The 14,679-nt window shown below is 33.1% G+C and carries 11 protein-coding genes; 9 read left to right on the top strand and 2 right to left on the bottom strand.

The genetic code is table 11. The features are described from left to right. Positions 1-81: 81 nt before the first annotated feature. The 9 genes from SOM12_RS22695 (at position 82) to SOM12_RS22735 (ending at position 9,168) form a co-directional block, all read left to right on the top strand. Complete coding sequence (locus tag SOM12_RS22695) at positions 82-1,245, top strand: gp53-like domain-containing protein (RefSeq protein WP_095931288.1); 1,164 nt, start codon at positions 82-84, stop codon at positions 1,243-1,245. Between the two features lie 24 nt (positions 1,246-1,269). Next, a complete protein-coding gene (locus tag SOM12_RS22700) occupies positions 1,270-1,638 on the top strand; it encodes a tail fiber assembly protein (protein ID WP_095931289.1) in 369 nt (122 codons plus the stop codon). 36 nt (positions 1,639-1,674) lie between these two features. Beyond that, on the top strand, positions 1,675-2,547 hold the full coding sequence (locus tag SOM12_RS22705) for a DUF5977 domain-containing protein (RefSeq protein WP_095931290.1): 873 nt from the start codon (positions 1,675-1,677) through the stop codon (positions 2,545-2,547). 3 nt (positions 2,548-2,550) lie between these two features. Further along, the gene (locus SOM12_RS22710; protein ID WP_095931291.1) at positions 2,551-3,696 is read left to right on the top strand and encodes a DUF5977 domain-containing protein; all 1,146 of its coding nucleotides are present in this window, start codon (positions 2,551-2,553) and stop codon (positions 3,694-3,696) included. A 10-nt stretch (positions 3,697-3,706) separates the two neighbouring features. After that, positions 3,707-4,048, top strand: a complete 342-nt coding sequence (locus SOM12_RS22715; protein WP_095931292.1) for an SET domain-containing protein — start codon at positions 3,707-3,709, stop codon at positions 4,046-4,048. 20 nt (positions 4,049-4,068) lie between these two features. Next, the gene (locus SOM12_RS22720; protein ID WP_320495611.1) at positions 4,069-5,073 is read left to right on the top strand and encodes a hypothetical protein; all 1,005 of its coding nucleotides are present in this window, start codon (positions 4,069-4,071) and stop codon (positions 5,071-5,073) included. Positions 5,074-5,081: 8 nt separating this feature from the next. Further along, the gene (locus SOM12_RS22725) at positions 5,082-6,953 is read left to right on the top strand and encodes a hypothetical protein (protein ID WP_320495612.1); all 1,872 of its coding nucleotides are present in this window, start codon (positions 5,082-5,084) and stop codon (positions 6,951-6,953) included. A 125-nt stretch (positions 6,954-7,078) separates the two neighbouring features. Next, the gene (locus SOM12_RS22730; protein WP_320495613.1) at positions 7,079-7,543 is read left to right on the top strand and encodes a hypothetical protein; all 465 of its coding nucleotides are present in this window, start codon (positions 7,079-7,081) and stop codon (positions 7,541-7,543) included. Between the two features lie 2 nt (positions 7,544-7,545). Beyond that, positions 7,546-9,168 (top strand): fibronectin type III domain-containing protein, encoded by a 1,623-nt coding sequence (locus tag SOM12_RS22735; protein ID WP_320495614.1) that lies wholly within the window; start codon positions 7,546-7,548, stop codon positions 9,166-9,168. 373 nt (positions 9,169-9,541) lie between these two features. Here SOM12_RS22735 and SOM12_RS22740 read toward each other — a convergent pair whose 3' ends face one another. Together SOM12_RS22740 and SOM12_RS22745 are read right to left on the bottom strand one after the other, a co-directional pair. Next, complete coding sequence (locus SOM12_RS22740) at positions 9,542-11,551, bottom strand: protein-disulfide reductase DsbD family protein (RefSeq protein ID WP_320495615.1); 2,010 nt, start codon at positions 11,549-11,551, stop codon at positions 9,542-9,544. Positions 11,552-11,803: 252 nt separating this feature from the next. After that, entirely contained in the window at positions 11,804-14,593 is a 2,790-nt protein-coding gene (locus SOM12_RS22745) for a pitrilysin family protein (RefSeq protein ID WP_320495616.1), read from the bottom strand. Positions 14,594-14,679: the final 86 nt, after the last annotated feature.

The raw sequence follows: 14,679 nt of genomic DNA on the forward strand, positions 1-14,679 counted from the left end.
TAAATACCAATGAATCAAATCATTGGTATTTATTTCAGGTCTATTAAAACATTCAAAAGCAAAAAAATAAAACTAAATAAAATGGCAACAAGCAGAAATGACTTTCACAACAAATTCAACAATGGAGATATTCCGTCGCACTTTGACTTTGTCGAAATTTTTGACAATTTCGTTCATAGAGACGATGACAAAGCCAATTTTCAAATGGTCGAAACCGGAACAGATAATCAGCATTATATTACTCCGGCACTTTTAAAAGCTGCATTTCAAAATGCGGGAATTATTGCGGGGAATTGTTATGTTCCTTACAAAGAATTTCAAGATAATTTTTCAGGATCATCTATTCAACTAGATTCTGCTCCTATTGCAGACAGTGCTAAAGTCTATAAAAACGGACAATTATTAAAGGAAATTGAAGATTATAATTTAAACTACGACAGTGGCGTACTTACTTTTACTGCTCCAATAAGCGGTCGAAATATTGAAATAAATTATTGGTCAAAAAATTTTGATACCGAAACTGAAGGATCTGATTATAATCCGATACTTGGAAGTTTGTCTATTCCTTACAAAGAGAACTTTGACGAAGAAACTTTTAACAATGATAAAATCACTTTAAAAGAAATACCTGTAAAAGATAGTATTAGAATCTATAAAAATGGCCAGCTACTTCGAGAAGGTGTAGGTAAAGATTATGCTGTAGATTATAACAATGGTAATATCACATTCTCAGCCGTAATAAGCGATCGTAATATAGAAGTTGATTATTGGTACAAAAGCACCGTGACTTTATCAGATTTAGAATTAAATACTAAATACGTTGACTTAACAACAGCTCAGACAATTGGAGGGAATAAAACTTTTACAGAAGAGGTTGAAGGTAAGAGCTTTATTAAAACCGGCGGAACTTCTAGTCAATTTTTAATGGCAGATGGTTCTGTATCAACTTCTCCTGGCTCTGATTACGATGCTGGACATGCGGGTTTTGGTATTCTAGCATTTGGAAATGGAGGTTATCAAAAATTCAGTAACGGGTTAATATTGCAATGGGCTCATTTAATGAGTAATGCCACTACCTATACTTTCCCTTTAAGCTGGCCAAATGGTGCTTTGAGTGTTATGGTATCGACTGTAAGAACAAATTCAGGAAGCAGAGGATACAACCATGTGGGAAATATTACTAAGAATACTTATTACGCCCTTATCGATGCAAACGAAGGCTATATGTTCGCAATTGGATGTTAAACTGTAAATAAAAAAACTAAAATTATGTATAAAGCAACATATAACGAAAACGGAGAATACACAGGTTTTTATGTAGAAGAAATTCATGAAAACATTCCTCAACCTAATATTGAATTAACTGAAGAAGAATGGCAACAAGGATTGTCAAAAAATTATAAAGTAATTGAAGGCAAACATGCTTTTTTTCCCGCTACTCAAAATAAAAACGAATTTTTAGAAAATTTAAGAATCAGAAGAAATGCACTATTAGTTGAAAGCGATTGGACACAAGTAGAAGATTCTCCTCTTTCTGAAGAGAAAAAAATGGCTTGGAAAAATTACAGACAAGAGTTAAGAGATTTAACTAATCAAGAAGATCTAACCGCTATTGTTTGGCCAACAAAGCCACTGTAATAGAAAAATCAAAAACTATTCTTTATTAAAATAAATATGGAAGAAAATATAACATACAAACCTTTCGCTTATATCGATCAATATAGTCCAGCAGAAGGAACAACGGTTTATTATAATACTGAAAAGACTTTAGCCGTAAAAAAGAATGATTGCTCCTACGGAACATCTGGAAATCTAGTTACTTTAACAGCTTCCGCTAATAAATTTGTTTCAACTATAAGTGTTGCAGATGCAGATCTGCAAGCTCAATCATGGCTAAATGCAAATGCGCAAGCTTATGCCAATAATACCGGAATTTGCACCATTAGAAGTACAGCATGGCGAGGAGAAAACCCGTCTTGTGTATTAGAACCGTCAACAGCTTTGTTGCCTTTTGATTATATGATAATCAGATACAAATGGGCATTGGGCGCAGGTCGTGATTTGGATACTTTTACCGGGTTTGTCAGCACAGGAACAGAATGGGATAATAAATATATGGGATTTGGTCATGGCAATGGAACTGAATTACCACAAAACAGCACAGCTATGCAATCCTACATTATGTATGCTGGAGACAATAGAAAAGATAACGGAGTTGAAGCTTGTCTAATCAATTTTGATAAACTTCTCTCAGACTATACTTCTTTAAAATCAGTTCCTGTTAGGATGGCTACAGCTTGGTTTGGTGAAATCGGAACAGGCAATATCGATGTCGAAATTACAACATACTCTGGAGGAACAATGCAAAAAGTAGATGCAGAATATGATTTCATTAACCTAGGAGGCTCACAGATACAACAGCTTACTTTTTCTAAAAACATTCCTAAACCACCTTCTTGGGTAAATGATATTGATCAAGTACCAAACATTGGATATATAACTTACGATAAAGACACTTCTACAGCGAAGGTTGCAATAACTTATTAAAATATGGAAAATACAGGATACAAATCTTTTGAAACATTAGAAAGATATTACACAGATGATGGAACATCAACTGGTGAGACTAAACCAAATATCGTTACAGATCCAGATTATATTGCTCCTTTTCTAGATATTACAAATTGTCCTCCAGGTGCAAGATTTTATAATATCAAACAGACTAAAACTATAACTAGAAATAATTGTGGTCCAGGATATTCGGGAAGCACAGTAACATTAACTGCCAATGCAAACCAATTTGTTTCAAATCAAAGTGAATTAGACGCAAACAACCAAGCAATTGCTTGGTTAGATGCCAATGCGCAGATATATGCTAATAATGTTGGGACATGTGAAATTATTGATAATTCAAACCGTCCTAATGCTCCCATAATTTACAGTACCCTTTTAAGTGATTTAGAAATTAAAGTATTTTGGACTATTCCTGATGATAATGCAGGAGTTACTGTGACTGGATATCAACTTTATAGAAAAGTCGGCTTGAATGGACAATGGTTAAGCCATAGAAACATAAACTCGAGAGATATTACATCATTCACAGACACCCTGTTAAGTTATGAAACCACTTATCATTATAGAATACAAGCCCAAAATACATTAGGAAATTGGTCTAATGATAGCGAACCAACTGCAGTAACAACAGCTGACAGACCTAACTGTTTTGTTGAAGGAACTTTAATTTCATTGTCAGATGGAACGCAATTGCCTATTGAGCAGATTACATTAAACCAAATGTTACTTTCTTCAGAAATTGCTTCACTGAATGATACAAATAATGTAAACAATTTATATAAATGGTCTTGCAACTATTTACTAGAAAACCGAATTAAATCTCCTGTTACGGGTATCCTTCCTTTGACTGCTCATAAAACAATCATTGTTAATGAAGGATTATTGGAAGCTACTCCAAGTCACTCTCAATTAATTCAGCGCAACGGAATTTGGAAATTTATTCCACTCGAAGATATTGTCGTAGGAGACAATTTGTATAACATCAACAAAAAAATCATTCCTGTGACTTCGGTTGTTGTTAATTTAGAAAAGAGAAATATTTATCCTCTAAGTTTGGCTCCTTCTCACACTTATTTTGCAAATGGAATCTTGACTCATAACATAAAACCTATAGATAATTAATATAGGTATTATGCACCCCTTTCGAATAAATACAGAAGAGCCTACTAACAATAAAATACATTCTGTAAAAAATATATCTATCAATGAATTTATTGGAATATGGGTTACTGACAAGCCAATAAGCAACAAATCACGATGCTTATTTCAACCTCAAATGCTAAAAAAGTGGTGGGAAACGGATGATTTAGGTAGATTTTGCAATCATTCTTTTGATCCAAATACAATTGTAATACAGTATTCTGATAAGCTAATATTAAAAGCTTGTAAAATGATCAAAAGTAATGAAGAGATAACTGTTGATTATAGAGAGATAACAAGTTTTACCGGATATACACCATATACGGATTTTTAAAATTTAAAAAATACCACAAAATGAACACAAACCATAATAGAATAAAAGTCGCTGATTTAGAAACAAATCAGCCTGATAAAATTTTAACAACAAACTCCAGTGGCGAACTGGAGTTTAGTGATATTAATAATATTAGAGCAGACAGCTACAATGGACTAGATTATGTAGAAGAAGGTAAAGCTTTGGATGCTAGACAGGGAAAAGTTTTGAAAGATTTGATATATAATAGTGCTTATGCCCCACATTTAGAAGAGTTAATTCCAAATTATTTTTTACCAAATGAAACAAATAACGTAATATTAAAAGGCTCATTTTTTACACCAATAACTACTGTTGCAATAGAAGGGCAAGTTATAAATTATATTAAATTCAAAAGTGATAATGAAATTCATGTGAATTTAACTACTGGTATAAATGAAGGTATATTTGATGTGACCATTAACAATAATCAAATATCAAAAACATATACTGACAAGTTGTTAATCAATCTGGGAGAAGTAAGCTACCCTACAACTTCATCATGGTCAAACTTTTTATCCTCTCCTAATATTTCTGAAAGTGGAAGCATAAAAGTCTCAACTAGTGGAATTACTCAAGGCGCTGACTGGAAAATTATACCTGCAAACGAGGATTTTAGAATAATAGCTGTCAGCAAAGAATCCCCTTTTAATCCAGGATATTTATTTGATGCGTATAATGCAGGTGGAACAATTCAGTTAATATCGACAGCTGATGATACAAGAAAGGTCTGGTTTATGTTTAGATGGTTCTCTGCCATAGGAGGAAATGTCAGAGTATGGAATAGTTTTGCTGAAGATTCTGGAGATGCAACCAATACTATTGCTTATGGTCCACCACATGGTAAAATTGCTACGATAGAGAGAAAAGCAGGTATTTGGAAGTTTTATGTAAATAATATACTGATTAAATCATATACAGCAAGTATTAATGAAGAACTATTGATTCGATTTCGTGTAAACAATCAAGAGGTTACAGGAATAAAATATGTGAAATTAGCAACTTAAAAAACAAAATGGATACAAACCACAATAGAATAAAAGTCACTGATTTAGAAACAAATCAGCCTGATAAAATTTTAACAACAAACTCCAGTGGCGAACTGGAGTTTAGTGATATTAATAATATTAAAGTAGACAGCTACAATGGACTAGATTATGTAGAAGAAGGTAAAGCTTTGGATGCTAGACAGGGGAAAGTTTTAAAAGATTTTTTAAACGATTTACAAAACACTGTTTCTAAAAAAGAAGATACTGCAAATAAAGTTCAAGAAATTGAATCAAATAAAAATTCATCAAGTTCTTTTCCTAGTGTTAAGTCCATTTATGATTGGACGAAAAAGATTTTTAAAACATGGCTAACAGATATCGAAAATGTTTCTTCTGCAACCTATACTCTGAATGTTGAAAATATTAACAGAAAAACTGTTTTCTCTTCTTCAACTGCTGTTTCATTAATTGTCCCTTCTGATTCATTTTTACTATTACCAATCGGTACTAAAAAAGAAATTACAAATAGAGGAACAGGAATAATTACCATTGGAGGAACAGGAATTAATTTTATAACAAATATTCCATTAACCATCACAAATGGAGAATCAAGAGTATTAACAAAAATCGAATCTAATACATGGGTTGTATCTGGTGGCACAAAAAATTCACCTATGGTAAAAGGCGTTTATTTTGTTTCTTCTACAGGAAATGATTCTACTGCTGAACCCGAGAATCCAAATAAGCCTTATTTAACTTTAGATAGTGCAATAACTTCCTTTTTGTCAGATTCTAATTCTACATACATACAGATTCTTTCTCCTACATCATTTAATATTAATGTAGCCATGAATAATGGAACTACAAAAAAGTTTGATTTAAGAAGTGAAGTCGCATGCACAATAAATGTAAAATCTGTAAATGTTTACACCGTAAACAGTCAATATTTTAATGTTGACATGCCATTGGGAAACATCTATTTTACACCACCTACTCTCTCGGCAATTGGTTTCAATAATGCATTTGTAAGTTTAGAATGTAATTTAGTTGAGTTTTCTCAAACCTATCAGTGTAGTGCAGGAAACTCTGCTGATTCTAGCATAATCTGCAATACTTTAAACGTTAAAATAACTCATGCAGATGGAATTTTTGCAGGAACAGGAGGAAGTCGAAAAATATACATAAAAGCAACAAATTTAAATTTTCGTGGTAAAAGCTATTTGGTTGGCGCATTTATGAAATTGACCTTAGATTTTGACAATTTGACTCACGATGATTCATTCTTGCTTTTAAATAGTGCTTTTACAGCTGGAAATATTAACCATGGAAGTATTTCATCAGTAGCACCTTACACGAATACAAACTTTAGCTATTTGTATGGCAATAATGTTAGCATTAATTTTAAAGGGAATGCGAATATAAGTTCAAACATAAGCATAAATAGATTTAATTGTAACGGAAGTTGTATTATTACAGGAATTGCAAGTTTTCCAAATTCAGATCAATTTATTACAGGCAGAAACAACTTTCCTGGACTAATGTTTATAAATGCAACAATTACTGCTAAAAATATAATTAAAGGAACTGCATTAACTAAATTAATAATATTCTCAAATTCTACATTTACTATTCTAGGAGGTTATTTCATCTCATATTTAGAGTTCAACTCCACAACAACTTATGATGAAATAACAGCTGATTTTATAGGTAATAATTACATTATTATCCAAAATGACAATCAATATATCACTTTTGATGAACCATATTGGCCGTCTATCAATCAACCTACATGGAATATAAAAAATGGTATTTTATTTACTAATGGATTAATCTCTTCTGGAGTAAATATCCTGCGCAGAAATTTAAACCAATATAATTCAGCAACAATTGTAGCCTAAAAACTAATACTGCAGTACCTAATAACACTGATGGAGGCATGTAAAAAAAATCTTTTAAAGTTTTATTTTCAAGAAGTTCTTAAACAAACATCATAATATATATATATATAAAAATACCACAAAAAATGAGCACAAATCACAATAGAATAAAAGTCGCCGACTTAGAAAAAAATGAACCTGATAAAGTTTTAACTACAAACTCCAATGGCGAATTGGAGTTTAGTGATATAACCTCAGCTCTAGATTTCAAAACAATCAATGGAGAGTCCATTCTTGGCAGTGGAAATATCGATTTGTCGAACAAACAGGATATTTCGAACCAATTAGAAGTAAATTCTAGCCAAACCATTCCTTCTAACTGGCATGGCAAAACTGTACTCTTTACCTCTAACTGCACCATTACGGTACCAGCTGCGCTGCCTCAAAGTTTTATTTTTAACGGGATAACATTATCAGGAGTAAGCATAACTTGGGCAATTACTGCACCACACACTTGGTTGTTTGGAGTACCATCAATAACAACCGAAAAACAAATTTTTACTTTTACAAAAAGAGGAGCTACAAATAGTATTTTATTATTAGGTGTATAGTTATGGGAAGCTTATTACAAAACACAGTTTTCGGAAAACAAAAAGTAAAATTAAATACATTTATTGGAGGAGTTGGTCGTACATTAAATACGCCCGCTTTATTAGCATCAAAGCTTGGTATCACGGCAAACAGAATCACTCTTTTCAGAGTTACTGGCACAAATGTAGAATGCGCAATTACAGGAACATTTAATCTTAGTTGGACACTGCGAACTTATGGTTGTACTTATTTTGAGAGTACACAACTGGTATCTATGGGATCTTTACAAGAATGGACAGGTGAAAACCAACTAAAAAGAGTTATTGTTCCAAATATGACTTATGCAAAGGGTGCTACTTTTTATAGTAATTCAGGAATTAGATCTTATTATTGTCCATTAGCAACAAATATCGGTGAATACGATTCTAGTAACATCTTTGTAGGTATTGGAGGTAGAACTAGAACATTTGAAGCTATTTTACCTGGATTTGTATTATACTGCAATCCTATTTTAGCAACAGCCAATGCCGGAGGGCCTGTCGCTGATATAAATACGATTCTTTCAAGAGGAGGTATTGTTCGTTATGTTACAGATTTTACAAAACCAGAGAGCGTCACTAATTTATCAGTGACTTCATCATACAACACAGGGTTTAGACTTAATTTTACTCCTCCTTACTCCCTTAATGGTATAGACTTTTATGAAGTTTACGCTAATGGAATTTATCAACACGATATAAAAGGTCCAAACGATATTGTATCTGGTTTAGAAAAAAATACTAATTATAACATTAGCATAATTGCCGTTGACAATTTTTATAACAAATCTAGTTTTAGCAATATTAAAAATGCATTTACAACTAATTTAGATTTAGATTTAGATGCCCAAAAATTTATAGATGTATCACTAAACCATGATTTAAGCATTACCGTAGATAATTTAGTTACCGCACTAAAAAATAAAGGATTATGGAATAAAATGCATGCTGTTTATCCTTTAATTGGCGATACGTCTTTTCAGCACAAATTTAACCTGAAAAATCCTGAAGACACAAATGCAGCGTTTCGATTAGTATTTAATGGCTCAGGAAATCATTCTTCCAATGGATACCAAACTAATGGAACTAATGCATATGCAAACACAAACATAATTGTAAATTCGATACATACATTTTCTGATGCTGGTTTAACAATGGTTTGCGGAACAAACAACATTCCAGTTACTACAAATTCTTATGATCTTGGAGCTCAAAAAAAGAGTACGCCATGGGAAGCTTATCAAATTCACTTAAATCACGGGGCTGCAAAAAATAATAATGTATTTGTACTTGGAACTATTGGAATTTCAAAAACAGCTATAAACAATGCTAAAGGAATTCACACTGTAAGCAAAACTACAAATAGCGAAGTTAAATATTTTAAAAACAAAAATTTAGACACTGTTGTTTCTGGAACTCAAAGTGGAGTAATCCCTCCTTTAAATTATTATATAGGTTGTTTAAATAATGGAGGAGGAGCATTTGGTTACTCCAATCAAAGAATCCAATTTACCGCATTTCATCAAGGCCTTACGGAATTAGAGGCACAAACCTTTCACTCGATTATTGATACATTTGAAAATAACTTAAATCGAAAAACATGGTAATTTTATTTTGCAACAACTTTTATATGAGTATTAAAATAAAATGAATATTAAATTGGTAAATTAAAATATTTATTACTGATGAAGATCCTTAAATTTATAAAAACATAAAAACCATTTTTTTCTAAAAAGACCTTCGCTATGTTCAAGTTTTTTATTGCATCTAAACACACAAAGATAGTTGTTAAAAGCAACCTATTTTATGTATACGAATCTTATATGAAAAAGCACTCCAGATACATAAATTAATAGGATTTGGACTCTCAATTGCAGAAGTTGAGGAATGGGAAAAACATTTTATGAAGAACTCTATGATTTGACAGTCATTTAAAAAACGAAAACCTCCAAAATCAATTGAATTTGGAGGTTTTTTTATTTACTTTTTAAAATTCTTAATCCCGCTTTGAAGCCAATTAAAATACTCCTCAATATTCGGATTATAAGCTGATGGTTCTGTCAAGTTTACACTATTATGATCTACAATTACATAAAATGGCTGTGCGTTTGCTTTGTACGTTTTAATTTGTAAATCGCTCCATTTATTACCAATTGTTTTGATTTTTTTCCCTGTTGTTTCAGAAACATATTGTTCGTTTTCTGGAAGTTCTTTTTTATCGTCTACATAAAGCGAAATCAAAACTACATCATTATTCAAAACGCCCAAAACTTTAGGATCTGACCAAACCAGTTCTTCCATTTTTCGGCAGTTTACGCAGGCATATCCTGTGAAATCCAATAAAACTGGTTTTCCAACTTTTTTAGCATATTCCATTCCTTTATCATAATCATGAAAAGTGATGATATTTTGTGGACCATGCTCTGCTCCTTCTGGCAACGAACCTGTAATTTTTAATTCTGAATTACCCGAAACTCCTAGTCCGTTTGGAGATTCGCTGTATTGCATTGGAGGCGGGAATCCGCTAATTAATTTCAACGGCGCTCCCCAAAGTCCAGGAATGAGATAAATAGTGAAACTTAAAACGATTAATCCGAAACCTAATCGTCCAACAGAAATATGGTTCAAAGGAGAATCATGGGGAAGCGTAATTTTTCCAAACAAATAAAAAGCCAACATCCCGAAAACGGCAATCCAAATCGCTAGGAAAACTTCTCTTTCCAGCCAATGCAATTGCAGAACCAAATCGGCATTTGATAAAAATTTAAAAGCCAAAGCCAATTCCATAAATCCTAAAACTACTTTTACCGTATTCAGCCAGCCACCCGATTTTGGCAATGCATTTAACCAGCCTGGAAAAGCTGCAAATAATGAAAACGGTAATGCGATTGCAATCGAAAATCCTAACATTCCCACAATTGGGGCGATTCCGCCTTTTGAAGCCGCTTCAACCAATAAAGTGCCTACGATTGGTCCCGTACACGAAAATGAAACAATGGCTAAAGCCAAAGCCATAAAGAAAATCCCAATCAGTCCTCCTCTGTCGGCTTGCGAATCTACTTTGTTGGCTAATGAGCTTGGTAATACAATTTCGAAAGCACCCAAAAATGAACAGGCAAAAACGACCAATAAAATAAAAAAAATCAAATTAAACCAAACGTTTGTTGAAAGTGCATTTAGCGAATCGGCACCAAAAACTGCGGTTACAATTGATCCCAACAAAACATAAATAATTACGATTGAAATTCCGTAAATCATGGCATTCCTAATTCCAGCCGCTTTAGTTTTACTTTGTTTCGTAAAATAACTCACTGTCATCGGAATCATTGGAAAAACACAAGGCGTCAATAAAGCTGCAAATCCAGATAAAAAAGCTAAAATAAAAATAGTCAGCAATCCTCTCGATTCCGTTTTCTTTGGTGAACCAGTAATTTCTTGTTTTGATTTTTTTTCTTCAGTCTGAGAAACCGATTTTTCTTCTTCAATTACAGAATCTTTTTTTACTATTGGATTTTCTTCGACTGAAGCCAATTTCTTTTCACTCGGAATTTTAAAAGTTAATTCTTCTGTAGACGGCGGCAAACAGTTGCTGTCGTCACAAACCATAAAATCGACTTCGGCAGAAATATTCGAAACATCATCTGAAATGAATTTGATTTTTTGAGTAAAAAGCGCTTTATCTTCAAAATATTTAATTTTCATATCGAAGATTTTATCGACTGTTTCATGTCCTTTATCCTCAGTTGTTTTTCCGATTAATTCGAATTTTTTCGGCTGATTTTTAAAGGTAAAAGCCGTTGGCGAAGGTCCGCCTTCTTCAATATATTGTCCATATAAATGCCAGCCTGATTGTATTTTCGCCTGTGCTTTTAAAAGAAATTCTTTATCTGAAATTTTTTCTACAGTTGTCGTCCATTTTACCGGATTGTACATTTGTCCGAACATGGAAACTGAGAGCAATAACAGGAATGTAATTGTGGTATTTCTCATTGTTTTTTTGATTAGATTTTTGAAAAAAAAGAGCTGTTGGCAAACAGCTCTTTTGGTCTTTCACAGAAAATGGCTTACTAATTCAGATTCTAAAATGAAATAATGAAAGACGAACTATTAAAATTTTAGATTGCAGGTTTTAGATTTTAGATTTTGTCGCAGTATAACTTTGTCAAAGTTTAAAACTTTGACAAAGTTGAACTATCTACACCGTAAACTCAGACTGAATACTGAGACTGAATACTAAAAAAACTACTTCACCGGATTCCCATCTTTATCCAGAGAGCCCGATTTAATGATAATCATTTTGTCTAACTGAACATATTTTTTAATCGCATCGTTTACTTGTTGTAAAGTTGCTTTATCAATATCTTTTGGATACTGATCGATGTAATTTGGATCTAAACCTCTTTCGATAAAACTTAAAATAGTTCTCGCCATTCCGTTTGTGGTTGACATTCCTACTTTAAAACTTCCGATTAAGTTGGTTTTCTTGTTTTCCAATTCTTCTGCTGTGATTCCGTTTTTTACCCATTTATCAACCTGAACCATTGTCGCATCCAAACCTTTTTGGAATAAATTTGGATTGAAAGAAGCGTTTACAAACCAGTAACCTCCTGTTTCGATATTTCCGCCTAAACCAGAAGAAATATTATAGGTTAAACCATCATTATCACGAACAGTCTGCATTAAACGCCCAGCAAAACCAGCCCCTAAAGTATAGTTTCCAATAAAAAACGGAATATAATCCGCATCGGCTCTTTTTAAACCTGTAAACTGTCCGACGAATAATTCTGCACTTGGTTTTTCAGGAATTGTAACCACTTCTGTTTTGGATGGAGTTTTTGCAGCTTCTTCAAATTTTAATTTTTCAGTCACTCCTCCATTCCAATTTTTAAATGATTTTTTTAATGATGCATTTAAGTTTGCTCCATCGGTATCACCCACAATTACCAAACGCATAGACGCCGTTCCAAAATATTTTTTGTGAAAAGCTTTCACTTCATCCAAAGTTGCATTTTTGATATTTGCAATATTCTCTTCTACTGTCAAACTGTAATTTGGATTTCCTTTTGGATAAATCGCCTGAGATAAAGCAATGCTTCCTCTTTCGCCTGGATCATTCAAATCCTGCTGCGTATTTCCAATAAATTGCTGTTTTAAATTTTCGAATTCTTTAGCATCAAACAACGGATTTCTTAATTCTTCTGCCAATAAAGCAATTACCTGATCTAAGTCTTTTTTCAAACATTTAAATCCGATATTAATTTTGAAACTTGAAGCATTTACATTTAATGAAACTCCTAGTTTTTGAAGTTTTTCAGAAAATTTAAACTTGTCATTCAACGTTGTTCCTTTTGATAACATTGATGCTGTTAATGCTGGAATTACATCATTTTTAGTTTCACTGGCATAATTCCCTAAAGAAATGCTAGCCGCAACCGTAACGAAATCTTTTGCTGATGTTTTTACCGAAACCACATCAATTCCAGATACTTTTTCTCTTTTAAAAGCTGAAGCTGATTTTTCGATTAAAGTTTCTGCAGAAACTAATTCTTCTGTTGTGTTTTTTGTTGAGGTTGATACAGATGAAGGTTCTTCGTGAATATGTCCTTCTTCTGAATGTCTGTAATAAAACGGACCATTTTCTGCCATATAATTACTGGCTTTTGCCGTATCATTATTTTGATTACCAGCTTGTTTCGGAATAAAATATCCTGTTGTACTTTGGTCATCAACTAAATATTTTTGAGCCACACGCAAAACATCTGCTGGAGTTACTTTTTTCAACCTATCAACTCCTGTAATATAATCTGTCCAGTCGCCAGAAGCGATTGCTTCGTTTAATGCTGATGAAATTACTCCAGAACCATCGCGTGCTAAAATAGTTTGTGCGCTGATTTTTGCTACAACTCTATTTACTTCGTCCTGAGTTACGCCTTCCTTCTGAATTTTAGCCACAACTTCACCGATTTTAGCATCGATATCTTCGTGTTTTGAAGTTGTCGGAAAACCAACGCCAATTGTAAAAAGTCCGACTTCTTTAAAGTTTGTTGCACTTGCGTAAGAATAAATTCCTAAACGAGTATCAACAAATGTTTTGTTTAAAATAGCAGTCGGCCCAACGCCAATAATCTGAGCTAAAATATTGAGGGCTGGAAGATCTTCGTGTAAAGCTCCCAGAATTTTATACGCTTTGTTCACAACGCCTAATTCTCCAGGTTTTTTAACTGTAATTTTGCGTGCCCCATATTGCTGAGGTTCTTGTGTATATGGCTGCGGCATTGCGTTTGGTGCTTTTGTAATTTTACCGAAATACTTTTCGATCAATTCAAAAACATTCTCTTTTTTGAAATCTCCTATAATAGTTAAAGTTGCATTATCTGGCCAATAATACGTATTATAGAAATTTCTCAATACTTCAATTGGAGCGTTTTCAATATCCGATTTCCATCCAATTGTCGAATGATGATACGGATGCGCAATATAAGCTGCGGCCCAAATTTCTTTATCTAATAACCTATTCGGATTGTTTTCTCCACGCTCAAATTCGTTGCGTACAACGGTCATTTCTGCTTCTTTATCTTCTTTCAACAATAAAGAATTACGCATTCTGTCGGCTTCGATTTGAAGCGCCAATTCGATTTTGTCACTTGGCAGCGTTTCAAAATAATTCGTACGATCATACCAAGTTGTAGCATTTAACTGTGCTCCTGTATTTTGCAGAACATCAGTAATTGTGTTTCCGTTTTTCTTATTGAAAGTTGGAGTTCCTTTAAACATTAAATGTTCTAAAAGGTGAGTCGATCCTGTGTTTCCTAAAACTTCATGCTTAGAACCTACGCGATATACAATTTGTACCGTTGCAACTGGAGAAGCATTGTCCTGCAAAAGCAAAACATTCATTCCGTTTGGCTGGTATAAATATTCTTCGATTCCACCTAATTCTTTTATTTTCTTGAAGTTAACCGATTTTCCCTGCGCTGACATAAGAGCACAGAAAGCTAATGAGCAATAGCCCAGAAAGATGTATTTTTTCATTTTTTTGTTGATATTATTTAAGCAGTGTTCAGTGTTCAGTGTCCAGTTTTTTAGTGTTCAGTTTTCAGTCGCAGTCTGAAACTTTG

Source organism: Flavobacterium sp. CFBP9031 (assembly GCF_034044945.1).
Lineage (GTDB): Bacteria > Bacteroidota > Bacteroidia > Flavobacteriales > Flavobacteriaceae > Flavobacterium.

Bases quoted from the DNA above. Each gene is read 5' to 3' on its own strand.
- SOM12_RS22735 (WP_320495614.1), top strand. From the start codon at position 7,546: ATGGGAAGCTTATTACAAAACACAGTTTTCGGAAAACAAAAAGTAAAA.
- SOM12_RS22725 (WP_320495612.1), top strand. From the start codon at position 5,082: ATGGATACAAACCACAATAGAATAAAAGTCACTGATTTAGAAACAAAT.
- SOM12_RS22720 (WP_320495611.1), top strand. From the start codon at position 4,069: ATGAACACAAACCATAATAGAATAAAAGTCGCTGATTTAGAAACAAAT.
- SOM12_RS22730 (WP_320495613.1), top strand. From the start codon at position 7,079: ATGAGCACAAATCACAATAGAATAAAAGTCGCCGACTTAGAAAAAAAT.
- SOM12_RS22740 (WP_320495615.1), bottom strand. From the start codon at position 11,551: ATGAGAAATACCACAATTACATTCCTGTTATTGCTCTCAGTTTCCATG.
- SOM12_RS22700 (WP_095931289.1), top strand. From the start codon at position 1,270: ATGTATAAAGCAACATATAACGAAAACGGAGAATACACAGGTTTTTAT.
- SOM12_RS22705 (WP_095931290.1), top strand. From the start codon at position 1,675: ATGGAAGAAAATATAACATACAAACCTTTCGCTTATATCGATCAATAT.
- SOM12_RS22715 (WP_095931292.1), top strand. From the start codon at position 3,707: ATGCACCCCTTTCGAATAAATACAGAAGAGCCTACTAACAATAAAATA.
- SOM12_RS22745 (WP_320495616.1), bottom strand. From the start codon at position 14,593: ATGAAAAAATACATCTTTCTGGGCTATTGCTCATTAGCTTTCTGTGCT.
- SOM12_RS22710 (WP_095931291.1), top strand. From the start codon at position 2,551: ATGGAAAATACAGGATACAAATCTTTTGAAACATTAGAAAGATATTAC.
- SOM12_RS22695 (WP_095931288.1), top strand. From the start codon at position 82: ATGGCAACAAGCAGAAATGACTTTCACAACAAATTCAACAATGGAGAT.